Source organism: Kocuria sp. LHG3120 (assembly GCF_049897445.1).
GTDB lineage: Bacteria > Actinomycetota > Actinomycetes > Actinomycetales > Micrococcaceae > Kocuria > Kocuria rosea.
The window spans coordinates 87393-109503 of the sequence record NZ_JAFCWG010000005.1; the positions used below are offsets into that span (position 1 = coordinate 87393).

At 72.8% G+C, this 22111-nt stretch carries 18 protein-coding genes; 7 read left to right on the plus strand and 11 right to left on the minus strand.

Annotation, left to right across the window (positions count from 1 at the left end; translation table 11 throughout):
- Positions 1-74 precede the first annotated feature (74 nt).
- The 4 genes from ACP7CD_RS11250 (at position 75) to ACP7CD_RS11265 (ending at position 4062) form a co-directional block, all read left to right on the plus strand.
- The gene (locus tag ACP7CD_RS11250) at positions 75-620 is read left to right on the plus strand and encodes a peptidylprolyl isomerase (RefSeq protein WP_017835081.1); all 546 of its coding nucleotides are present in this window, start codon (positions 75-77) and stop codon (positions 618-620) included.
- 162 nt (positions 621-782) lie between these two features.
- Complete coding sequence (locus ACP7CD_RS11255) at positions 783-1583, plus strand: rhomboid family intramembrane serine protease (RefSeq protein WP_136341119.1); 801 nt, start codon at positions 783-785, stop codon at positions 1581-1583.
- 341 nt (positions 1584-1924) lie between these two features.
- The gene (locus ACP7CD_RS11260) at positions 1925-2617 is read left to right on the plus strand and encodes a response regulator transcription factor (RefSeq protein ID WP_095650038.1); all 693 of its coding nucleotides are present in this window, start codon (positions 1925-1927) and stop codon (positions 2615-2617) included.
- A complete protein-coding gene (locus tag ACP7CD_RS11265) occupies positions 2614-4062 on the plus strand; it encodes an ATP-binding protein (RefSeq protein WP_426120218.1) in 1449 nt (482 codons plus the stop codon). The genes ACP7CD_RS11260 and ACP7CD_RS11265 overlap by 4 nt, the downstream gene beginning before the upstream one ends.
- 229 nt (positions 4063-4291) lie before the next feature.
- Here the strand turns inward: ACP7CD_RS11265 and ACP7CD_RS11270 are convergent, their stop codons facing one another.
- The 3 genes from ACP7CD_RS11270 to ACP7CD_RS11280 all read right to left on the minus strand — a co-directional run bounded on the left by ACP7CD_RS11270 (position 4292) and on the right by ACP7CD_RS11280 (position 7022).
- Positions 4292-5092: a GntR family transcriptional regulator gene (locus ACP7CD_RS11270; protein WP_426120219.1), complete on the minus strand. Its 801-nt coding sequence runs from the start codon at positions 5090-5092 to the stop codon at positions 4292-4294.
- Entirely contained in the window at positions 5089-6090 is a 1002-nt protein-coding gene (locus ACP7CD_RS11275; RefSeq protein WP_017835086.1) for a zinc-binding dehydrogenase, read from the minus strand. Before ACP7CD_RS11275 ends, ACP7CD_RS11270 begins: the two co-directional genes overlap by 4 nt.
- 86 nt (positions 6091-6176) lie before the next feature.
- On the minus strand, positions 6177-7022 hold the full coding sequence (locus ACP7CD_RS11280) for an MSMEG_6728 family protein (RefSeq protein ID WP_017835087.1): 846 nt from the start codon (positions 7020-7022) through the stop codon (positions 6177-6179).
- 82 nt (positions 7023-7104) lie between these two features.
- Between ACP7CD_RS11280 and ACP7CD_RS11285 the strand changes: the two genes are divergently transcribed.
- Positions 7105-8418 (plus strand): MFS transporter, encoded by a 1314-nt coding sequence (locus tag ACP7CD_RS11285; RefSeq protein WP_426120220.1) that lies wholly within the window; start codon positions 7105-7107, stop codon positions 8416-8418.
- Positions 8419-8538: 120 nt separating this feature from the next.
- Here the strand turns inward: ACP7CD_RS11285 and ACP7CD_RS11290 are convergent, their stop codons facing one another.
- The 4 genes from ACP7CD_RS11290 to ACP7CD_RS11305 all read right to left on the minus strand — a co-directional run bounded on the left by ACP7CD_RS11290 (position 8539) and on the right by ACP7CD_RS11305 (position 13710).
- Positions 8539-10215 carry a thiamine pyrophosphate-dependent enzyme gene (locus ACP7CD_RS11290; RefSeq protein WP_095650034.1) on the minus strand — a complete coding sequence of 559 codons (1677 nt, stop codon included), beginning with the start codon at positions 10213-10215 and terminating at the stop codon, positions 8539-8541.
- 262 nt (positions 10216-10477) lie between these two features.
- Complete coding sequence (locus ACP7CD_RS11295; RefSeq protein ID WP_017835090.1) at positions 10478-11893, minus strand: sugar porter family MFS transporter; 1416 nt, start codon at positions 11891-11893, stop codon at positions 10478-10480.
- Positions 11894-12079: 186 nt separating this feature from the next.
- A complete protein-coding gene (locus ACP7CD_RS11300) occupies positions 12080-13273 on the minus strand; it encodes an ROK family transcriptional regulator (protein WP_017835091.1) in 1194 nt (397 codons plus the stop codon).
- A gap of 104 nt (positions 13274-13377) precedes the next feature.
- Positions 13378-13710, minus strand: a complete 333-nt coding sequence (locus ACP7CD_RS11305; RefSeq protein WP_186374839.1) for a glutaredoxin domain-containing protein — start codon at positions 13708-13710, stop codon at positions 13378-13380.
- A gap of 437 nt (positions 13711-14147) precedes the next feature.
- Here ACP7CD_RS11305 and ACP7CD_RS11310 point away from each other — a divergent pair, with 437 nt between their 5' ends.
- A complete protein-coding gene (locus ACP7CD_RS11310) occupies positions 14148-14981 on the plus strand; it encodes a phosphatase PAP2 family protein (protein WP_244296610.1) in 834 nt (277 codons plus the stop codon).
- A 41-nt stretch (positions 14982-15022) separates the two neighbouring features.
- On the opposite strand, the gene ACP7CD_RS11315 is transcribed toward ACP7CD_RS11310, so the two are convergent.
- From ACP7CD_RS11315 to ACP7CD_RS11325, 3 genes are all read right to left on the minus strand, one after another.
- A complete protein-coding gene (locus tag ACP7CD_RS11315) occupies positions 15023-17263 on the minus strand; it encodes an MMPL family transporter (RefSeq protein ID WP_109268887.1) in 2241 nt (746 codons plus the stop codon).
- A gap of 127 nt (positions 17264-17390) precedes the next feature.
- Entirely contained in the window at positions 17391-17780 is a 390-nt protein-coding gene (locus tag ACP7CD_RS11320; RefSeq protein WP_017835095.1) for a universal stress protein, read from the minus strand.
- 39 nt (positions 17781-17819) lie between these two features.
- Complete coding sequence (locus ACP7CD_RS11325; protein ID WP_051063846.1) at positions 17820-19283, minus strand: APC family permease; 1464 nt, start codon at positions 19281-19283, stop codon at positions 17820-17822.
- Positions 19284-19412: 129 nt separating this feature from the next.
- Here ACP7CD_RS11325 and ACP7CD_RS11330 point away from each other — a divergent pair, with 129 nt between their 5' ends.
- Positions 19413-20492 (plus strand): nitronate monooxygenase, encoded by a 1080-nt coding sequence (locus ACP7CD_RS11330; RefSeq protein WP_426120221.1) that lies wholly within the window; start codon positions 19413-19415, stop codon positions 20490-20492.
- 22 nt (positions 20493-20514) lie between these two features.
- Here the strand turns inward: ACP7CD_RS11330 and ACP7CD_RS11335 are convergent, their stop codons facing one another.
- Positions 20515-22020 carry a peptide MFS transporter gene (locus ACP7CD_RS11335; protein ID WP_426120222.1) on the minus strand — a complete coding sequence of 502 codons (1506 nt, stop codon included), beginning with the start codon at positions 22018-22020 and terminating at the stop codon, positions 20515-20517.
- Positions 22021-22111: the final 91 nt, after the last annotated feature.

A 22111-nucleotide genomic window follows, 5' to 3' on the forward strand; every position in this document is an offset into this window, starting at 1 on the left:
GGGCCTTTTCACTGTGCGCTGAACCCCGCTGCCCCACCGGGAAGGGCCTCCGGGGACCGTGCAAGAATGGGCGCATGACTTCTGCCATCCCCACCGCCAAGGCGACCATCCACACGAACCACGGCGACATCGTCGTGAACCTGTTCGGCAACCACGCCCCGAAGACCGTCAAGAACTTCATCGGCCTCTCGGACGGCACCCAGGAGTGGAGCGACCCGCGCACCGGTGAGAAGCAGACCGGTCCCCTCTACAAGGACGTGGTCTTCCACCGCATCATCAAGGACTTCATGATCCAGGGCGGGGACCCCCTGGGCCAGGGCATCGGCGGACCGGGCTACGAGTTCGACGACGAGATCCACCCCGAGCTCGACTTCAACGAGCCCTACATCCTGGCGATGGCCAACGCCGGCAAGCGCAACGGCAAGGGCACCAACGGGTCCCAGTTCTTCATCACCACCGCCCCGACCACCTGGCTGCAGGGCAAGCACACCATCTTCGGCGAGGTGGCCGACGACGCGTCGCGGAAAGTCGTGGACGAGCTGAACAGCGTCCGCACCGGCGGCATGGACCGTCCGGTCGAGGACTGCGTGGTCACCTCGATCGACATCGAGCAGCTCTAGATCCGAGCAGTCTCCCCGTCCCGGCACCGCCGGGACGGGGACCAGCGGCGCAGGCCCGTCCGGAGCGATCCGGACGGGCCTGCGCCGTTGCCGTCCCGTCCGCCCCAGTCCATCCCGTCCAGCGAACCGGGCCCGCGGAGAAGCGGCCCAGGAGGAGTCCCAGTGAGCGGCGAGCGACCGCAGTACGGCGCGTCCACCGGGGGAGACGTCCCGGTGTGCCCGCGCCACCCCGACCGGCCGGCGTACGTGCGGTGCCAGCGGTGCGGCCGGCCGACGTGCCCGGAGTGCCAGCGCACGGCCGCGGTGGGCGTCCACTGCGTCGACTGCGTGCAGGAGGCGACGCGCTCGCGCCCCGCCGTCCGCACGAGCCTCGGCGGCCGCGCGGCCCAGGGCTCCCCGATGCTCGTCACCTGGTGGCTCGTCGGCGTCAACGCGGTGGTCTACGCGCTGCAGTGGCTCGGGCAGGCGGCGGGCGTGAGCCTGCTGCAGATGTTCGCCTACGCCCCCGTGACCACGACCTCCGAGCCGTGGCGGATGCTCACGAGCGGTTTCCTGCACTCGATGTCCAGTCCGCTGCACCTGATCCTGAACATGTACATGCTCTACCTGTTCGGGCGGATGCTCGAGCCGGCGCTGGGTCGCGGCCGGTTCCTGCTGCTGTTCCTGCTCTCCGTCCTGGGCGGATCCGTGGGCGTCCTGCTCCTGTCGCACCCGCTCAGCCTCGTGGTCGGCGCGTCCGGGGGCGTCTTCGGCCTGTTCGGCGCCCTGTTCGTGCTGCAGCGCCACCTGGGGCAGTCCATCACGCCCATCGCGGTGCTGATCGGCGTGAACGTCGTCTTCGGCTTCCTCTTCCCCGGCATCGCCTGGCAGGCGCACCTCGGCGGACTCGTCACGGGAGCCATCGTCGCCTTCGGCTACACGGCCGCCAGCCGCCGGCGCCGGGGTGCCGGCGGCCGCCGGTGACGCCGGCCGCAGCCCGTCCCCGAGCACTCGCGCGCCGGCGGACGACCGTGTTCTCCACAGGGGTTGTCCCCACCTGTCGACAAGTTACACCGGTGGAATTCCACACCTGTGAGCAACGGTGTGGACAGGGCCGGGGCGGCTTCCACAGCTGTTAATAACGCTGTGGAGAGCGAGCTGTGCACACAGTTCTCCACACCTGTGGACAACGTTGTGCACCGGTTGGGGAGAAGGGGCACGACCGTGCCGGCCGGGATGCCGTCCTCATCGGATCCTCAGGCGGCGTGCGGAAGACTGGAGGGGTGCGGATCCCGCCGCGCCCACGGAGGAGAACGGGAGGACACGTGCGCGTGCTGCTGGTGGAGGACGAGGTGGACCTCGCGGAGTCGCTGCGCCGCGGGCTCACGAACGAGGGCTTCGTCGTCGACGTCGCCCACGACGGCATCACCGGGGGGTGGCTGGCCGGCGAGAACCCCTACGACGTCGTGGTCCTGGACCTGATGCTGCCCGGCAGGAACGGCTACGCGGTGCTCGAGGACCTGCGCGCCGCGGAGAACTGGGTCCCCGTCCTGATGCTCACCGCCAAGGACGGCGAGTACGACCAGACCGACGCCTTCGACCTCGGCGCCGACGACTACCTCACCAAGCCCTTCAGCTTCCTCGTGCTGGTGGCGCGGTTGCGCGCCCTCATCCGCCGGGGGGCGCCCGAGCGGCCCGTGGTGCTCACGGTCGGGTCCCTGCAGCTCGATCCCGTCCGCCGGACCGTGACCCGCCGGGGGACGGCGCTCGAGCTCACCGCGAAGGAGTACGTCATCCTCCAGTACCTGATGCAGAACGCGGAGAAGGTCGTCTCGAAGCTGGAGATCATGGACAACGCCTGGGACGCCGGCTTCGAGGGCTCCGAGAACATCGTCGAGGTCTACGTAGGCTATCTCCGGAAGAAGATCGACGCGCCCTTCGGCCTCTCCACCCTGCAGACGGTCCGCGGCATGGGCTACCGGCTGGTCCCGGACGAGCCCGGGGCGCCGGCGTCGTGACCTCCGCCAGGAGGGGGCTCCTCGACCGGTGGGGCGTGCGGGAGCGCAGCACGGCCGCCGCGGCGCTGCTCATCCTCCTGGTGATGGCCGTGGCCGGCGCCGTGCTGCTCGAGGTCCTCAGCCGCGCGGCCGTGGGGGCCGCCCACGACCAGGCCGTGGCCCGGCAGACGGAGATCCTCCAGGACCTGGGGCTCCCGTGGGGTCCGCGCAGCGCCGGGGGCGCGGCGGGGGAGACGGCCGTGTTCACGCAGGCCGGGCTCGGCGAGCTGATGCTGCGGCTCGGCCGCCCGGGGGTCATCGTGCAAATCCAGGACGCCGACGGACAGGTGGTGGCCGCGTCCCCCGCCAGCGCGCTGGGCACGGACCTGTCCGTGCCGGTCCTGGAGCCGGGGCGGTCCTTCGACTCCGCGGCGGCCGGGGACGGGCCCGCGCTCAGGACCGACGACCACGTGTATGTCGCTCACGGCATGTACATCAACGGCGTGCCCCTGACCCTCACCGTGGCCGTGCCCATGGCGCTGCAGCAGGGCACCCTCCAGACCGTGTCCCTGTTCCTGCTGGTCGGCGGGCCGGTGCTGGCGCTGCTCGGGGCCGCGCTCATGTGGTTCCTGGTCGGCCGCTCCCTGGCCCCGGTGCGCCGCATCACCGGACAGGTCCGGCGCATCGGCACGGCCCGCCTGGGGGAGCGGGTCGACGTGCCCCCCACCCGGGACGAGATCGCGGCGCTCGCCGAGACCATGAACGGGATGCTGGACCGGCTGCAGGCCTCCGACCGGGCGCAGCGGCGGTTCGTGGCGGACGCTTCCCACGAGCTCCGCAGCCCGCTCGCCACTCTCACCACCACGATCGAGGTGGCCGCCTCCGACCCGTCCGGGGCGACGTGGTCCGAGGTCGCCCCCGTCCTGAGGTCCCAGTCCCGCCGGATGGGCCAGCTCGTGGAGGACCTCCTGACCCTCGCCAAGGTCGACGACGCCGGGCTGCGGCTGCGCACCGCGGACACCGACCTGGACGAGGTGGTCCGGGAGGAGATCGCCCGGATGCGGCCGGCCTCGCGGCACGAGGTGCGCGTGCACGTGGACCCCGTGCGGGTCCGGGGGGACGCCAGCCGGCTCCAGCAGGTGGTCCGCAACCTGCTCTCCAACGCGGAGCGGCACGCGGACACCTGGATCGCCGTCTCCCTGGTGGCCGAGGGGGACGAGGCGGTCGTGACCGTGGTCAACGACGGCGACCGCATCGCGCCGGAGGACCGGGAACGGGTCTTCGAGCGGTTCGTGCGGCTCGACGACTCCCGGACCCGGGACACGGGCGGATCCGGGCTGGGCCTGGCCATCAGTCGGGAGATCGTCGCGGCCCACGGGGGGACGATCGGCGCGGGCGAGGACCCGGAGGGCCGGTGCCGCTTCCAGGTGCGTCTCCCGCGGGAGGGCGGGGACGGCGAGGGCTGAGCACCTCGCGTTCACCTCCCGTTGGCGGCACCGTCACGCGGGCCGCCTAGCGTCTCCCTGGTCGGCGGGAGCCCCCCGACCCCGCTCCGACGAGCACGGATGCACCCCCGGGCAGCCGTGCGGAATGCCCCGGTCCGTCGGCGGACCGGGGCATTCGACTGCTCCGCGACCGGGGGCCCCGGGCCGCCGGCCGGGATCCCCGGCCTCCGGCGGCTCACCCGCCGGGCTCTCAGTACCCGGCGGCGGCGGCGCCCCAGACCTGCGCGGTGAGTTCCTCGAGGCGCTCCTCGGGTGTGCGCTGGGCGCGCAGGGCCTGGGCGACGAGCCGCTGCGCGGTGGAGGCGAGGTGCTCGCGCATGGCGCGTGCCGCCTCCGCCTCGTCCCGGGCGAGCACGGCCCGGACCAGCGCGTCGTGCTCGCGCGCGAGCTCCCCGACGGGCCGCCGCGACGTGGCGGCGGCGACGCCCAGGAAGGACGTGGTGGTGCGCAGCCGCTCCACGAGCTGGACGGCCTGGGCGTTGCCGGCGACGAGCAGCAGCGCACGGTGCAGTCCCTCGTCCGCCTCGGCGGTGGCCTCGAGGTCCCCGGTCCCGGCCGCCTCGTGCAGCGCCTCCCACCGGGCCCGGATCCGGTCCAGCTCCTCGGGCGCCGCGAGACGTGCGGCCCGGCGGGCGGCCGGGACCTCCAGGGCGGTGCGCACCGCGAAGATCTCGGCGACGTCGTCGGGACTGACCTCGACGATCTCGAAGCCGCGGTTGCGGTGGAACCGGATCAGCCCGGCCTCGCCCAGCCGCAGCAGGCCCTCCCGCACCGGGCTGCGGGAGACGTCCATGGCGGAGGCCAGCTGCTGCACCGAGTAGAGGCGCCCGGGCTCCATCTCGCCCGCCGTGATCGCCCGGCGCACCGCGGCCATCACCTGCACGGCGAGCGAGCTCCCGGTCGTGGCGGTGACGGACGGCAGCGCGGGGGCCGCCGGCCCGGGACGGTCGCCGGCCGGGGACCCGGTGACGGAGCGGGGTGGGGCGGTCACGGGGTGATCGTCAGCTTGATGTCCCCGGGCCGGTGCTCCTCGGCCCGCTGCATGGCCTCCGCGATCCGCTCGAGGGGGAACTCGGGCCCGAGACAGTGCTCCACGTCGATCTCGCCCTCGGAGATCCGCCGCAGGGCCTCGCGGAAGGACGTCAGCCCCGGCTCGGCCTGCGCCGCCACGGAGCACTGCAGCCGCAGGTTCTTGCGGAACGCCGTCCACAGCGGGACCTCGGTGTGCCCGTGCCGCTCCGGCAGGCCGAAGAAGCCGACGATGCCCCGGTCGGCCGCGAGCTCGACGGCCTGGTCGCGCAGCACGTCGTGCCCCACGGCCTCGATGACGAGGTCGGCGCCGCGGCCCCCGGTGACCTCGGCCACGACCGCGGCGAGGTCCTCCTCCGGCACCCGCACGGGGACGGCGCCCAGCCGGCGGGCGACCTCGAGCCTGCCCGTGTCCAGGTCGGAGGCGACGACGTGCGCGAAGCCCAGTCGGCGGGCCTCCTCCACGAAGAACAGCCCGGCGGAGCCCGCGCCCATCACCACGCACGTGTGCGCCCGGCGGGCAGGCGTCTCCACGGGCCAGAACTGGCGCATGGCGTAGAGGCACGTGCCGTACTGCTGGGCCATCATGAGCCGCCGCAGCTGCAGGGAGTCGCCCGGGTCCGTGCCGGCGGGCAGCTCCACGACGTGCAGGTCGTCCAGCAGCTGGAGCTCCGCGAAGCACCCGCCCATCTCGCCCTGGGGGACCGTCAGCACCAGGGTGCCCTCCGGGACGCGCTCCGAGCGGGACTCAACCACCACGCCGACCCCTTCGTGGCCGGGGTAGCCGGGGCGGCGCGGGCCCTCCGCGTGGAGCAGCCCGTGGAAGGCCGCGTGCAGGTCGGATCCGCAGATCGAGGCGTGCAGCATGCGCACCACCAGCTGACCGGGTTCCCGGGCGTGCGGATCGGGCCAGTCGGTGACCGTGACGGTGCCCGTGGTGGGGACGTGGGATGCTCGCATGCGCGCCTCCTGGGGTCGGGCGCGCCGGGCGCCGGTGGGTGACATGCTACCCACGGTTTGGTGCCGCGGACGGGCGTGACGCCGGATTAAACCCGCGGCGCGCCCGGATCGGCGCCGACGGCCTCGGCGGGGACCGCGAAGACGGGGCGGGGGGACTGCAGCCGGGCGGGTGCGGGCAGGTCGCGGCGCAGCACCCGGTCCCCGCGCTCGAGCTCGAGGGAGAACCCGCCGACGGCGTGGTGCACGTTCTCGCCCAGCACCGTCCGCTCCACGACCTGCTCCGGGCCGGGCGGCCCGTGCAGCAGCAGCACCGGCTCACCCTCCCGCAGCTCCTCCTCGACGCGGGCCACCGCCTGCACCCAGTGGCTCTCCCGCACGCCGTCCGGGACGCGGAAGGGCACGACGACGGCGCCGCCCGCCGCCTCGTGCGCGCCCGGCGCCAGGACCCACGCCCGCCGGCCGTGCGGCGGCTCGGCGGGTGGCGTGCGGCCCTCCGCGGGCACGGGCCACACGTAGTCCAGGCCGGCGGGGTCGCCGGGGAAGACCGCGCGGTAGAGCTCCTCGTCCTTGCGCAGCAGGTTCGACCGGTGCGAGCGGTGGAACGCCTCGTCGCCCAGCCAGGGCGGCGGCGGCGCCACGTCGTCGTCGGGGGCGCGGTCCCAGGCCTCGGGGGCGAACTCGCGGATCTGCCACCCCGTGCTGTCGGCCCCGCCGCGGGCCGTCCACTCGTCGACCATCGCGCGGCCGTAGGCGACCAGGGCGGGCACGTGCCCGGCCCACATCGCCGTGGCCGGGTGGCGGTACCACCCGTAGCCCGGCACGGTGGCCGCGCGCAGCACCTGCAGGGTCTCCACCCGCTGCTTGCCGAGCCGCTTGCGGTCGAGGACGCGGGCCGAGCGGGCGAAGTCCGGGTACGGGAGGAAGGTCTGCACCGCCCCAGTGTCCTACGGATCCGCGGCCTCCACCACCGCACCGGCCCGTGCGCCGGGGCCCGCGCGGGGGGACACTGGGGGCATGCCCCTGCCCCGCGCGCTGGAGCCGTTCCGGCTCGGCCGGTACCGTGTGCTCGCCTTCGCGATGTTCAGCAGCGTCTTCGGCGCCGGGATGTGGGCGGTGGCCCTCGTGCACCAGGTCCTGCAGCTGGACGGCACGGCCGTGGACCTCTCGGCCGTGACTGCGGTGGGCGCGCTCGGCATGCTCGTCTTCGTGCTCGTGGGCGGGATCGCGGCCGACCGCTTCCTCCTGGCCCGGGTGCTGCGCCTCGTCGAGACCGCCAACCTCCTGACGGCGGGGACGCTCGCCGTCCTGGCCCTGGCGGACGGGCTGGGCATGGGGCACCTCGCCGCGGCGGCGTTCGTGTTCGGCGCGGGTCTCGGCTTCTTCTATCCGGCCTACTCGGCCTCGCTGCCCCGGATCCTGCCCGCCCGGCAGCTGCTCGCGGCCAACGGGGTGGAGGGCACGGCGCGCCCGCTGCTGCAGCAGGCGGCGGGACCGGCCGTGGCGGGTCTGCTCATCGGGCTGGTCGCCCCGGGCGGCGCGCTCGCCCTGATCGCGCTCTGCCACGCCGCCGCGCTCGTGCTGCTGCTGCGCCTGCACGTGCCCGGCCACGACGCCGATTCGGACGCCGGCGCGGACGCCGGCGCGGACACGGATCCAGGCGCGGGGGAGCCGTCCCCGCCGCGGGAGGCGGTGGGCGCCCTCCGGTCCGTGCGGCAGGACCTCATGGAGGGCGTGAGCTACACGGTGCGGACCCCGTGGCTGCTGTGGACCCTGCTGTGGGCGGTGCTCGCGGTCTTCCTGCTGCTGGGTCCCCTGGAGGTCCTCGTCCCGTTCCTGGTCCGGGACCGGCTGGGCGGGGACGCCTCCACGTTCGGCTACCTGCTGGCGTGCTACGGCGGGGCCAGCGCGGTGGCCTCCCTGGTGGTCGCGTCGCTGCCCCTGCCGCGGCGCTACCTCAGCTGGATGATCGTGCTGTGGGGGTTCGGGACGCTGCCCTTCGGTCTCGTCGCGACCACCGACTCGTTCTGGGTCATGGCGCTGTGCCTGGCCTTCGTGGGCGCCGGGGACGGCGCGGGCATGGTGCTGTGGGGCACTCTCCTGCAGCGCCGGGTCCCGCGCCACATGCTGGGGCGGGTCTCGAGCCTCGACTTCTTCGTCTCGATCGCCCTCATGCCGGTGTCGATGGCGGTCGCGGGACCCGTGGCCCAGGTGGTGCCCCTGCCGGTGATCTTCTGGATCGTGGCCCTGCTGACCCCGGCGCTGGGGCTGGTGGCCCTGTGGGCCGGGCGGATGCGCGAGGACGAGCTGGCGCACCCGCTGGCCGGCTGAGCGCCGCCGTTGCACCCCACAGGGCGCAGGGACGGGGACGTGCGGACCGGGGGCGGTGCCGCGTCCCGACCGGACGCGGCACCGCTCCGCTCACCGCACGAGCGGTGGACGGCCCGCGGGTCAGTAGGCCTTGACGCGCTGCTCCACGATCAGGTGGATCAGGGCGAACTGCCCTTCCTCGTCGATCGCCCTCAGGGCGGCCTCGAGCGCGCCGGGGATCTCGGCGTCGGTCTCCACGCGCACCCCGAACCCGCCGAAGGCCTGGGCCATGAGGGCGAAGTCGGGGTTCTTGAGCTGGGTGCCCGAGACGCGGTCCGGGTAGTCCCGCTCCTGGTGGGTGCGGATCGTGCCGTACTCCTGGTTGTCCATCACGATGACCAGCGGCGTGGCCCCGTACTGGGCGGCGGTGGCCAGCTCCTGGCCGTTCATCAGGAACTCGCCGTCACCGGCGATGGTCACCACCCGCCGGCCGGGGTAGCGCAAAGAGGCCGCGACGGCGGAGGGCACCGAGTAGCCCATGGAGCCGTTGCGGGCGGAGATCATCGCCGCGTACCCCTTGGCGGGGAAGTAGCGGTGCGCCCAGTTGGTGTGCTCCCCGGCGCCGAAGGTGCACATGGCGTCGTCGGGCAGACCCGCCACGAGGTGGGCCATCATGGTGTCCATCCGGGCCCGGCCCCCGGACGGCTCCGTGGACACGGGGGTGGAGAACTCGACCTGCTGCGCCCGCAGCCGGGCGGTCCACTCCTTCCACGCCGGCTTGGCCGGCAGGTCGATGCGCACGAGGTCGCGCACGAACACGTCGGGCTTGGCCACGATCTGGTAGGACACCGGCCCGGAGCGCCCGCGCAGGGACGGGTCGATGGTGACCAGGAAGTTCTTCTTCTCCCAGTCCTGGCGGACCAGGAACCCGTTGGTGATGACGTCGCCGGGGACGGTGCCCACGAAGACCAGCAGGTCGGTCTCCTCGAGCATCTCGAAGGTCGCCTTCGGGCGGCCGTAGCCGATCGGGCCCACGTAGGAGTCCGAGTCGAACGGGACGGTGCCCTCGGTGCGCCACTCGGCCGCGGCCGGGAGGTGGTGCTCCTCGAGCCAGTCCGTGAGGCCGGCCGCACCCTCGACGGTCCAGTCGTTGCCGCCGGTCACGAACAGGGGCTTCTCCGCGGTCGAGAGCGCGTCGCGCAGCGCCTTCCAGTCGTTGACCGTCATCCCGCCGTGGGCCACGGGGATCGGCGGGTGCAGGGTCGCGTCGATCTCGGCCCGGATGATGTCCTCGGGCAGACCCACGACCACGGGGCCGGGGCGGCCGGAGTTGGCGGCGAACATCGCCTCGGCCACGATCTCGGAGGCCCGCTCGGCGTGGTCGAGGACCATCACGCGCTTGGCCCCGGAGTCGAACCACGCGTGCGGGTCGAACTCCTGGAACGCCTCCTTGTCGCGGTGCTCGAACGGGATCAGGCCCACGAACAGCACCATCGGGGTGGAGTCCTGCCACGAGGTGTGCAGGCCCACGTGGGCGTTGGCCGCGCCGGGGCCGCGGGTCACCATGGCCACGCCCGGGACGGGGCCCATCTTGCCGTCGGCCTCGGCCATGTAGGCCGCACCGCCCTCGTGGCGGCAGACGACCGTCTCGATCGACGAGTGGTGCAGACCGTCGAGCACGTCCAGGTAGGACTCGCCGGGCACCACGTAGGTGCGCTGCACGCCGTGCGCCACGAGCGTGTCCACGATGACGTGGCCCGCCGACTTGCGGGCAGTGGTCTGTGCGGGGGATGCGGGGTCCGCAGTGGTCTGGGTCAACGTGGGTCCTTTTCGCCGTTGAAAATGGAGCGGTGGGGCTGGGCAGGCCGGAACCGGCTCGGGGGTCCGGGCCTGGCGCAGTTCATCCGAAAATACCCGATGCGGGCGGCGATCCGTGTCCTGGCGGTCACGGAGGAGTAAAGAAGGACGCACAGCGCCCGCGGTGCCCTGTGCGCTCCCGGGCCCGGGCACGACGACGACGGCGGCGGTGGTCTCCCCGGAGGGGACGACCACCGCCGCCGTCGTGGATCCTGCGCGGTGCTCAGTCCTGCATGTCCTCGAGCTCGATGCCGGTGGTCTCGCGGACCATCTTGATCGTGAAGATCAGGGAGACGAGCCCGAAGAACGCGTAGAGCCCGTACGCGACGCCCAGGGAGAAGGCCGCCAGGGCCGGGAAGGTCACGGTGACCAGCCAGTTGGCGATCCACTGCACGAATCCGGCCACGGCCAGGGCGGCGCCGCGGATCCGGTTCGGGAACATCTCGCCCAGCAGGACCCACATCATGGGACCCCACGAGACGCCGAAGAAGACCACGAACAGGTTGGCGGCCACGAGGGCGAGGGGACCGGCGGTGGGGCCGAGCACCGGTGCGCCGTCGACCACGTCGGCCGTGGCGAACAGGACGGCGAGGGTGGCGAGGGACAGGGTCATGCCCGCCGAGCCGATGAGCAGGAGCCGGCGCCGGCCGACCTTCTCGACGAGCGCGATCGCCACGATGGTCACGGCGACGTTGACCACGGACGTGATCACCGTGATGGTGAACGAGTCGGCCTCGGTGAAGCCCACGGACTGCCAGAGCACGTTCGAGTAGTAGAAGATCACGTTGATGCCCACGAACTGCTGCAGCGCGGCCAGGCCGATGCCCACCCACACGATCGGCTTGAGACCGGCCGTCCGTCCCTTCAGATCGGACAGCCGGGGCTTGTGCTCGATCCGGAGGGTCTCCTTGATGAGGCGCACCCGCTCGGCCGCCGACGCGGAGCCCTGCAGATTGGCCAGCACGGCCTCGGCCTCGTCGGAGCGACCGTCCTCCACCAGGTAGCGGGGGGACTCGGGGATCGTGAACGCGCCGATCAGATAGGCGATGGCCGGGATGGCCTCGGCCATGAACATCCACCGCCAGGCCTCCAGGCCGAGCCACAGCTCCTGGGTGGAGCCGCCGGCCATGGCGGCGAGCCAGGCGTCCACCGCCAGCGAGATGAAGATGCCGAGCACGATGCCCATCTGCTGCAGCGAGCCGAGCCGGCCGCGGATGGAAGCCGGGGCGACCTCGGCGATGTAGGCGGGAGCGATGACGGAGGCGACACCCACGCCGATGCCCCCGACGACGCGCCAGAAGATCAGCCAGCCGAAGCTGTCCACCACACCGCAGCCGATCGCGCTGACGAGGAAGAGGACCGCGGCGATCTTCATCACCGGGACGCGGCCCAGGGCGTCGGCGACCCGGCCGCCGAAGAACGCACCTGCGGCGGCGCCGAGCAGGGCCGAGGCCACGGCGAAGCCGAGCGGTCCGGGAGCGACCCCGAACTCCTCCTGGATGGCCGAGACCGCGCCGTTGATGACCGCGGAGTCGTAGCCGAAGAGGAAGCCGCCGAAGGCGGCGACGATGGTGATCCGGAGGACCGCCGAGGTGTTCGGGTGCTCCGCGACCCTGGGGGTCGTGGCGTCTTGGCTCATCGGACAGCTCCCTTGCTGGTGGAGATCGGCTGCTGGTGGAGGAAGCGGCGTGGGCTCGGGACGTGCCGTCCGCCGCACCCCGGGGCGGACGCACCCGCCGACGCCGTGGGGTTCGTGTGACGCGGTCCACACTAAAACTCAGTGCGCTGAATGTCCATTAGTCGAAGACAGGTGTCGTCCGGCGCGTCATCCTGCCGGAAGGGCCCCGACGGGCAGCTCCGCGTGCTGCAGGGCGAGGATCACCGCGCCCGCCACGTGCGCCTCGATCCCCAGCAGGGCGGTCTCGATCCGCAGGCCCCGGACGCTGCCGCGGACGCCCTGGCGGGAGACGACCTCGCGCAGCGGGCCGAGCAGCAGCTCGCCGGCCCGGGCGATCTCGCCGCCGACGACCACGAGCTCCGGGTTGATGGTGTTGCACAGGTTGGCCACCGCCGTGCCGAGCAGGCGGCCGGTGTCGCCGATGACCCGCCCGCAGCCGACGTCGCCGGCGAGCGCCGCCGCCACGAGTTCGGGGACGGTCAAGTCGGTCCCGTGCGTGGCGCTCAGCAGGCCGGTGACGTCCCCGGAGGACACGTAGGTCTCGAGGCACCCGCGGTTTCCGCACCGGCACACCCGGCCGTGCTCGTCCACGGTCGTGTGGCCGAGCTCCCCGGCGGACCCGGTGGCGCCGCGGAAGAGGGACCCGTTGAGGATCAGACCGGCGCCCACGCCGTGGCCGATCTTGAGGTAGGCCATGTGCTGCGCTCCGCGCCCGGCGCCCCAGGCGTGCTCGCCCAGGGCACCCGCGTTGGCGTCGTTCTCGACGACGACGGGCAGTCCGAGCCGGCGGCCGGCCTCCTCGCGCACGTCGATCCCGCTCCACGCCGGGAGGATCGCGCTCGCACTGACCAGCCGGCCCTCGAGGTCCACAGGGGCCGGGAGGGTGAGGCCCGCGGCGAGCAGCCCGGACCGTGCCGTGCCGTGCTCCCGGAGGAGGGCGTCGAGGGTCCGGTCGACCAGCTCGAGGTCCTCGGCGAAGCGGTGCTCGGCGGGCAGCTCGTGACGCCGCTGGGCGAGGATCCTCTGGTTCAGGTCCGCGACGGCCACCGTGACGTGGCGGTGTCCCACGTCGATGCCGACCACGTGGCCGGCGGAGCCCCGGAAGCCGATGCGCTGACCCCGGCGGCCGGCGCCGTCCGTCTCCATGACGAGCAGGCCGGCGCCGATCAGCTGGTGGACGATGCTGGACACCGTCGAGGGCGCCAGTGCGGTGCGACGGGAGATCTGCGCCTGGGTCAGGTGCCCGTCACGGCGCACCGCGTCGAGCACCCGGCGCTGGTTGGCGTTGCGCAGGGACGTCTGCGAACCGGGTGGAACGGGGGACCCCGCGGGCTCGGACATCATCGTCCTCTTTCACCGGTGAACGTGAACAGGACTGTCATCCTAATCAGCGTTCACAGGTCGAAGACAGGGGTGGGCGGGCCGGCGGTTCCGCCCGCCTGCTCTCAGATGACCTTGCCGGCCTCGGCGATCAGCCCTCTGGCGGCGGCGACCTGGGCGGGGGAGGCCGCGACGAAGTGCTCGTCGCGGGTCACCACCGTGGGCACCGTGGCGTTGCCGTCGTTGAGGGACTCCACGAAGGCAAGGGCGTCCCGGTCCTCCCAGATGTCGGTCCACATGGCGCGCTCGGCGTCCGGTCCGAGTCCGCGCTCGAGCATGCCGCAGAACGGGCACCCGGGCCGCCAGTAGATGGCGACCCCGCCCTCCGCCACGTGCTGGACGGCCTCGGCGTGGGAGGCGGCCGGGCGGCGGCTGCGGGACTTGTCCTTCTTGAACACGGGGGCTCCTCGCGGGTCGGGCGGCAGGGTGGGAGTGGCGGCCCAGTCTATCCGGACCGTTCCACGTCAAGAGCTGTCCCCCGATGAGGGGACAGGGACTGGAAGTGGCAGAAGCATGGCAAGAGGGTGGCGGAGGCCCGTCGTGGCGGTGTCCGTCTTCGAGAACGCCCAATAAGGTTTGATCTTCCCGCAAATGTCCGGCGTTCCACGTGAAACTGCGCGGCTTCGTTCGAGCATCAGCCTTTTTCGGCTGATCGCGTTGCCGGTGTCGCGCGGGGGACGCGGAGCGTCACACAGCGGCCCCGACGGCACCGTTCCCGCCGCCAAGCTTCATGATTTGTCATTCTCTGTACCGATTCGGGGAATTCTTCCCGAACTCTCTTGCGGGCCGGGCGTTCGGGGACTCCCGGAACGTGGCGTGTGTCATGGTGGTGGGCATGGCAATTCCGGCGCAGCACTCTTCCCCCCGGCCGGCCCGCTCCACCTGGTCCCTCCCCCAGCTGCACCAGTGGGTGGTCGTCCCCTTCATCGTCGTGCTCGTCACGGCGACCGTGGGGCGGCTGCTGGTGTACTCCCCGGGAGTCGCGGCACAGGAGATCGAGGTCCTGCACCGGCTCGACGCGGCGCGCCTCGGCGTCCTGGACGCGCTGGCGCTCGTCCTGCACCACGCGTTCTCCACCCCGGGGGCGTTCGCGATCATCGCCGCCCTCACCGCCTGGCTCGCCCTGGCGCGCCGGCGGCCCTGGGACGCCGCCGGCTTCGCCGTCACGGCGCTCTCCGGCTGGGCCGCGGTCGGGATGGTGAAGGTCGCCGTCGGCCGCCCCCGGCCGGACAGCACGGCGTTCCCGGAACCCCTCGTCCTCGTGGACGGCCTCACGTCCTTCCCCTCCGGGCACGCGGGTGCCGCGCTGGCCATCGCGGCGGCGTTCTGCCTCGCGATGCGCCGGTCGAGGTCCGCCTCCGCCGTCCTCGTCGCGGGACTGGGCACGGCCGTGCTCGTCGGGCTGTCCCGGCTCTACCTGGGCGTGCACTACCCCCTCGACGTCCTCGCCTCGTTCCCCGTCGCCTGGGCGGGCCTGGCCGTGGGGTGCGGTCTCGCCAACCACCTGGTGCCCGCGCTCGCCTACGGCTTCGGCTGGCAGCAGGAGGACGCGGCGTGGCACGACGTCGAGCAGGGGCGCGCCGCCGAGGAGAGCCCCGCCGAGGACGCTCGTCCGGACACGGCACGGGTGCCGGTCGTGGCCCGGCGGACGGACCACCACGCCGCCTGACACGCCGCCCGCGGCCGTGGCACCGGGCGCCCCGCCGGGTCTCAGGGCTCGATCCGCCGGTGGAAGGGCCACCAGATGGCCCGGCCGATGTCGTAGGTCAGGGCCGGCACCAGCAGCGACCGGACGATCAGCGCGTCCAGGAGCACGCCGAACGCCACGATGAACGCCAGCTGCACCAGGAACATGATCGGGATGACGGCCAGCGCCGCGAACGTGGCCGCGAGCACGATGCCGGCCGAGGTGATCACCCCGCCGGTGAGGGTGAGACCCCGGAGGATGCCAGCCCGGGTGCCGTGCACCAGCGACTCCTCCCGCACCCGGGACATCAGGAAGATGTTGTAGTCGATGCCCAGCGCCACGAGGAAGACGAAGCCGAAGAGCGGGACCGAGGGGTCCGCACCGGGCAGGTCCAGGACGTTGTTGAACACGAGGGCGGAGACGCCCAGGGCCGTGAAGAACGAGACCACGGTGGTGAGGATCAGCAGCACCGGGGCCAGGACGGAGCGCAGCAGCAGCATGAGGATCAGGGTGATGACCACGAGGATCACCGGGATGATCAGCGTGCGGTCGGCGATCGAGGTCTCGTTGGTGTCGATGTTCGTCGCTGTGGTGCCGCCCACGAGGATCTCCGCGTCCGCCGCGCGCAGGTTCTCGCGCAGCTCCCGGACGGTCTGCTCCGCCTCGGGGGAGTCGGCGGCGTCGGACAGCGTGGCCTGGAGCTGATAGAGGCCCTCGGCCTCCGTCGGCTCGGCCCCGGCGAAGGGCCCGGCCGGGGGCGGGGCGTCCTCCCCGAGGGGCAGGGTGCCGGACGGGGAGTCGTTGGCGACGGCGACGACGCCGGCCACGCCCTCCGTGCCCTCGACCGCCTCGACCGCGGCGTCCAGGGAACGGGTCGGGACCAGCAGGACCGCTGGGCTGCCGGAGCCGCCGGGGAAGTGCTGGGCCAGGGCCTCCTGGCCGTCCCGCGCCTGGGACTCGCCGAGCACGAGCTCGCTCTGCTCCACGCCCGAGGCCTCGAACTGGGTGCTGAACCCGGCGAGGGCGAGGAGCACCACAGTGGTCACCACCCAGATCGCCCGCGGGGCGCGGGCCACGAACCGGGCCACCGAGGCCCACACGCCTCGCCCCTCGACGGTCGGGCGGGTGCCGGCCCCGTGCTCGACCACGCGCACGCGCTCCGCGCCCGAGGCGTCGTAGCGGGGCCGGAACGGCCAGAAGGCCCCCCGTCCCGTGGCGTAGAGGACCGCGGGCAGGAAGGTCAGGGCCGCCAGGACGGACATCACGATGCCGACGGAGGCCACCGGGCCCAGCGCCTTGTTCGAGGCGAGGTCCGAGAGCAACAGGCACAGCAGGCCCGCGATGACGGTGGCGCCGGAGGCGACGATCGGCTCGACCGAGCCCTTGAGGGCCGCCCGGGTCGCGTCCGCCCGTCCCCGGTGGTGCAGGAGGGCGTCCCGGTACCGGGCCGTGTAGAGCAGCGAGTAGTCGGTGGCGGCGCCGACCACGAGGATGAACAGGATGCCCTGCACCTGGCCGCTGATGGTCACGAGCTCGTTGGCCGCCAGCCAGTACACGACCAGGATGGCGGCGCTGAGGGCGAAGACCGAGGTCAGCAGCACCAGGACGGGCAGCACGGGGGAGCGGTAGACCACGAGGAGGATCACGAACACCACGGCCAGCGCCACGCCCAGCAGGATCCCGTCGATGCCCTCGAAACCGGCCACGAGATCGGCCGTGAACCCGGCGGGGCCCGTCACGTAGCTCTGCAGGCCCTCCGGCCGGTCCGTCTCGAACCGTTCCGCGAGCGCCTCGACGTCGTCGACGACCTCGCCGTCGGGCAGGGGGACGACGAGCTGGAAGGCCTCCCCGTCCTCGGACGGGATCAGCGGCGAGGTCTGCCCCTCGGCAAGGCCGCTCTCCTGCACCGCCGCGGCGGCGTCCTCCGCCCACGCCCGGTCGGCGGCGGTCAGCCCGCCCTCCCGGGCGAGGAGGACGATCGCGGGGATCGTCTCCGAGTCCCGGAACTCGCCCAGCAGCCGGGTGACCTGCGTGGACTCGGTGGACTCGGGCAGGAAGCTGGACTGGTCGTTGGTCGAGACCTCGGAGATCTTCCCGAAGTACGGCCCGCCCACGCCGGCCACCGCGAGCCACCCGACGATCAGCAGCGCCGGCAGCAGGATCCGCAGCAGCGTGGTCCAGCGGGAGCGCCGCGGGGGTGCGGGGGACCCGGGGGCCTCGGCCCACGGGGCGGGACGGGACGCGGTGGGGGCCGGGGTGGTCATGGCGTGCCTTTCACGAGCGGCAGGAGCAGGTCGGAGCCGCGGCGACCGACGGACCCCACCGCGGAACCGGAGGCGCCGGGGTCTGGGATCAGACTAATATTTCGAAAACAGAAATAAAATCCCGGGCTCAGTCGTAGACGGCCTTGACGCACAGCACCGGGCAGGGGCTCTCGAGCAGGACGCGCTGGGCGGTGCTCGCCATGATGATCTTGCCCACGGGGGAGCGGCGCCGGATGCCCAGCACGATGAGCTCGGCCCCGTGCTCGCGGGCGGTGTCGAGGATGACGTCGGCGGGGTCGCTGTCGTGGTCGGGCTCCCGCAGCTCGTAGCGCACTCCGGCACGGGCGAGCCTCTCCCGCTCCACGTCGATGTCTGCCTCGATCTCCGGCGGCTGGTGGCGCCTCGGCCGCGGCTGCACCACCACCAGGTCGGTGCCGCGGCGCTCTGCCTCGAGGATGGCGGCGTCCAGCGCCGCGTGTCCGGGGGCGGTGGGCATGTATCCGACGACGACGGTCACGGGTTCTCCTGGGGTAGCGGCACGGTGGGGCGGAACGGGTCAGGGACCGCGGTGGGGGTCCTGGTCCGCGGGCTCGTCCTCCATGCGGGCGAGGGCCTCCGGGTGCTCGAACCGCACCTTGCGGCCGAGGAACAGGCGGTCGTAGACGAAGTTGACGATCCACAGGCCCAGCCCGATCAGCAGCAGGACCACGGCGATCTGGTACTCGACGAGGTCCTGTGCCCAGGGCCCCACGAGGTAGGCGCAGGTGATCGCGCCCAGGTAGGGCAGGACCCGGGGGGCGTGGAAGTAGTCGTGGGTGGGGCTGTGGTCCTTGCGCAGGATGATCGCCGCGACGTTGACGATGGTGAACACGCCCAGGAGGAGAAGGGCCGTGGTGCCGCCGAGGGCGCTCGCCGTGCCGCTGCCGAGGATGTTGTTGATGACGACGATCAGCGCCATGGCGAGAAGGCTCGTGAACACGATGGCCGACCAGGGGGTGCGCCGGCCCTGCAGGACGTGGCCCAGGAAGTCCGGCAGCACGCCCTGGCGGGCCATGCCGTAGAGCAGCCGGGAGGCCATGAGCATGTTGATCAGGGCGGTGTTGGCCACGGCGAAGATCGTCAGGAACGGGTAGATCGTGTCGATGGGGATGTTGGGGGCGCCGATCCGGACCATGTCCAGCAGCGGCGTGGTCGACTCCCCGAGCACGCCGATGGGGACGACCGCCACGGTGAAGATCGAGACCAGGATGTAGACCACGCCCGTCAGGCCGAGGCCGAAGAGCATCACGCGCGGGAAGTCGCGGCTGGGGTTCTTGGTCTCCTCGACCATGTTGACGGAGTCCTCGAAGCCCACGAAGGAGAAGAACGCGAGCGAGGTCACCGCGGTGAGGGCCAGGAAGATGCCCTTGTCCTCCGAGGTCTCGAACACCATCGTCTGGCTGAAGTCGGCCTGGCCCTGGAACGCCGCCCAGAACCCCACGAGGATGACGATGAGCAGGCCGGTGAGCTCGATCGACGTCAGCACCACGTTGAACGCGAGGCCCTCGGTGACGCCGCGGATGTTGATGGCGGCGAGGATCGCGATGAAGATCACGGCGATCACGGTGATGGTCGTGGTGTCCACCTCCAGCCCGAAGCCGCGGGCGAAGTTCGAGGCCACGGCCGAGGCCGCCGTCGAGGCGGAGGTCAGGCCCGAGCTGAGCACCGCGAACGTCACGAGGAAGGTGATGAAGTGGATGCCGAAGGCCTTGTGCGTGTACAGCGCTGCGCCCGAGGCGCCGGGGTACTTGGTCACGAGCTCGAGGTAGGAGAAGGCCGTGATGGTCGCCACGAGGAACGCCACGAGGATCGGGGCCCAGGCGGCGCCGCCGATCTCTCCGGCGATGTTCCCGGTGAGGGCGTACACCCCGGTGCCGAGGATGTCGCCCACGATGAACAGCAGGAGCAGGCCGGGGCCCATGACGCGCTTGAGCTCCGGCTGGGGGCGGGACCGGGTCCCGGATTCGGCTGACTGGGCCATCGGATGCCTCGAATCGGTGGTGACGGGCTGGCGGGCCCCGGCGTGCGGTGACCGTGGCCACAGCCTATGCCACGCCCCGCGCCCGGCCCAGGTGGTGACGACGAGCCGCCGTGTTCCTAGCCTGGGACCATGACGAGCACAGCGCCCCGCTTCCGGCTGACCGAACTCCGCCTCCCCTTCCTGGGCGCCCCGATGGCCGGCGGGCCCTCGACCCCGGCGCTGGCCGCGGCGGTCACGGCCGCCGGCGGCCTGGGCTTCCTGGCCGCCGGCAACCGTCCCGCGGCGGGCGTCCGCGCGGACGTCGAGGAGGTCCGGGCGCGCACGGACGGCCCGTTCGGGGTGAACCTGTTCGTCCCGCAGGCGGCGAACACCGCGGCCCCCGGGACGGCGGTCGACCCCGCCGTGCACCGGTCGGTCGCGGCCTACCGGGAGGCGCTGGAAGACACGGCCCGCCGGTACGGGGTGGAGCTGCCGGACACGGACCCCGCCGACGACGACGGGTGGGCCGCCAAGCTCGAGCTCGTCGAGGCGCTGCGGGTCCCGGTCGTCTCGTTCACCTTCGGGCTCCCCGCGGTCTCCGTGCTGGCGCGGCTCGCGGCGGTGGGCACCACGACGTCCGTCACGGTGACCTCGGTCCCGGAGGCCCAGGCCGCCGTGCGGGCCGGTGCCCACCTGCTGACGGTCCAGGGCCCGGCGGCCGGCGGGCACCGGGGCACCCACCGCGCGGAGGACGTCCCGGGCGAGGAGCCCCTGGTGGAGCTCGTCGCCGCGGTCCGCGCCGCCGTGGACGTCCCACTCGTGGCCGCGGGCGGCATCGCCTCCGCGGCGGACGCGGACGCGGCCCTGACCGCCGGGGCGGACGCCGTGCAGGTCGGCACGCTGCTGCTGCGCACGCACGAGGCGGGGACGTCCGCCGCGTACCGGGAGGCCCTCGGCTCGGGCCGCTACACGGAGACCGCCGTGACCCGCGCGTTCTCGGGACGGCTGGCGCGCGGGGTGCGCAACGGTTTCCTCGACCGCTTCACGAATATGGCCCCAGCGGCATATCCCCAGGTCAATCAGACGACCAAGCCCATCCGGGCGGCCGCGGCGCAGGCCGGGGACCCCGAGGCCATCGCCCTGTGGGCCGGTCCGCAGTTCGCGGCCGCACAGGAGGTCCCCGCCGCCGAGGTGGTGCGCGGCATCCTCCGCGCACCGACCGGTCCCTGACGGCGGGTGCCCGGCACGGCCGTCAGCGCACCCCGCGCATCATCCGCCGGATCCAGGGGGACAGCACGAGCAGGGCGGCGCCGACGACGATGGTCACGGCGCCCAGGATCCCGAAGTAGGCGGCCTCGGTCTGCTCGCTGTAGTAGCCGGCCAGCGCGCCGGACAGGGCCGTGCCCAGGGCCACCGACAGGTAGAAGAGGGCAACCATCAGCACGGGATAGGCCCGCGGGGCCAGCCGGGTGGACAGGGACAGGCCCACCGGGGAGACCATCAGCTCGCCCAGGGTGGCGACCAGCAGGATCAGCGCGGCCCACAGGACCGGCACCGAGGACACCCCGACCATGGGCAGGAAGATCAGGAACGCCGATCCCATCAGCACGATGCCGAGGCCGAACTTGGTGGGCGTGCCGGGCTGGCGGTCGCCCAGCTTCGTCCACAGCACCGCGAACACCGGCGCGAGCAGGATGATGAAGAAGGGGTTGAAGGACTGGACCCAGGAGATCGGCATGGTCCAGTCGCCGAGCGCGCGGTCCAGCCGGGTGTCCGAGTAGATCGTGATGACCGTGAACTGCTGCTGGAACAGCGCCCAGAACGCGGCCGAGCCGATGAACAGCGGGATGAACGCCCGCACGCGGGAGCGCTCGTCGTCGTCGACCTTCTTGCTGGTGAGCAGGAGGACGAACAGCGCCACGGCCGCCACCACGATCACCCCCACCACGACGTCGGCGAGGTTGGCCGCGTTGAGCACCCCCGTGAGGGCGGCGGCCACGACGACGGCGATCGCCGCCGCGGCGATCCCCGCCCACTTCCCGTACTGCTCGCGCGGCAGGGGGTTGGGCACGTGGTGGACGTCTGCGGGAAGCCTCCTGCGCCCGAGGGCGTACTGGGCCAGGCCGAAGGCCATGCCCACCGCGGCCAGGCCGAAGCCGAGGTGGAAGCCCCAGGTCTTCTGCGCGAAGCCGGTCAGGAGCGGCCCGAGGAGTCCGCCGATGTTCACGCCCATGTAGAAGATCGAGAAGCCGGCGTCGCGGCGCGGGTCCTGGCGGTCGTAGAGGGCACCCACGAGATTGGTGATCGTGGCCTTGAGCCCCCCGGACCCGATCGCGATGAGGACGAGGCCGATCGTGAGGCCCGCGACGGCGGGGATCAGCGCCAGCGAGACGTGGCCGGCCATGATGAGAACGCCGCTGAGGAACATCGTCCGCTCGGAGCCGAGGAGCCGGTCGGCGACCCACCCGCCCAGGATGGCGAACAGGTAGACGGCGCCGCCGTAGGCGCCCACGATGCCCGCGGCCGTGGCGCGGTCGATGCCGAGCCCGCCCTCGGTGGTGGCGAAGTACATGTACAGCAGGACGATGCCCTGCATGCCGTAGAAGGAGAAGCGCTCCCACAGCTCGACGCTGAACAGGTTCGCCAGCATGCGCGGCTGGCCGAAGAAGGACCGGACGTCGGAGCGGTTGTCGTGGTGGTCGCGCGGGTCGGGGGCGCCGGTGGCGCCGTCCGCCGCGCGGGGGGTGTGGGAAGTCATGCGCACCATGATCGGCCTGCCGGGCGGTCGAGCACCAATCGGTGCGCGCCCGCGGCCGGCGGCCCCGTCGCGCTCACCCCCCGGTGGGCGG

What these genes read in the sequence shown, in the direction of transcription:
- ACP7CD_RS11250 (WP_017835081.1), top strand. Translation starts at nt 75, where the DNA reads ATGACTTCTGCCATCCCCACCGCCAAGGCGACCATCCACACGAACCAC.
- ACP7CD_RS11275 (WP_017835086.1), bottom strand. Translation starts at nt 6,090, where the DNA reads ATGCGAGCATCCCACGTCCCCACCACGGGCACCGTCACGGTCACCGAC.
- ACP7CD_RS11300 (WP_017835091.1), bottom strand. Translation starts at nt 13,273, where the DNA reads ATGTCCGAGCCCGCGGGGTCCCCCGTTCCACCCGGTTCGCAGACGTCC.
- ACP7CD_RS11330 (WP_426120221.1), top strand. Translation starts at nt 19,413, where the DNA reads ATGACGAGCACAGCGCCCCGCTTCCGGCTGACCGAACTCCGCCTCCCC.
- ACP7CD_RS11310 (WP_244296610.1), top strand. Translation starts at nt 14,148, where the DNA reads ATGGCAATTCCGGCGCAGCACTCTTCCCCCCGGCCGGCCCGCTCCACC.
- ACP7CD_RS11335 (WP_426120222.1), bottom strand. Translation starts at nt 22,020, where the DNA reads ATGACTTCCCACACCCCCCGCGCGGCGGACGGCGCCACCGGCGCCCCC.
- ACP7CD_RS11295 (WP_017835090.1), bottom strand. Translation starts at nt 11,893, where the DNA reads ATGAGCCAAGACGCCACGACCCCCAGGGTCGCGGAGCACCCGAACACC.
- ACP7CD_RS11325 (WP_051063846.1), bottom strand. Translation starts at nt 19,283, where the DNA reads ATGGCCCAGTCAGCCGAATCCGGGACCCGGTCCCGCCCCCAGCCGGAG.
- ACP7CD_RS11285 (WP_426120220.1), top strand. Translation starts at nt 7,105, where the DNA reads ATGCCCCTGCCCCGCGCGCTGGAGCCGTTCCGGCTCGGCCGGTACCGT.
- ACP7CD_RS11315 (WP_109268887.1), bottom strand. Translation starts at nt 17,263, where the DNA reads ATGACCACCCCGGCCCCCACCGCGTCCCGTCCCGCCCCGTGGGCCGAG.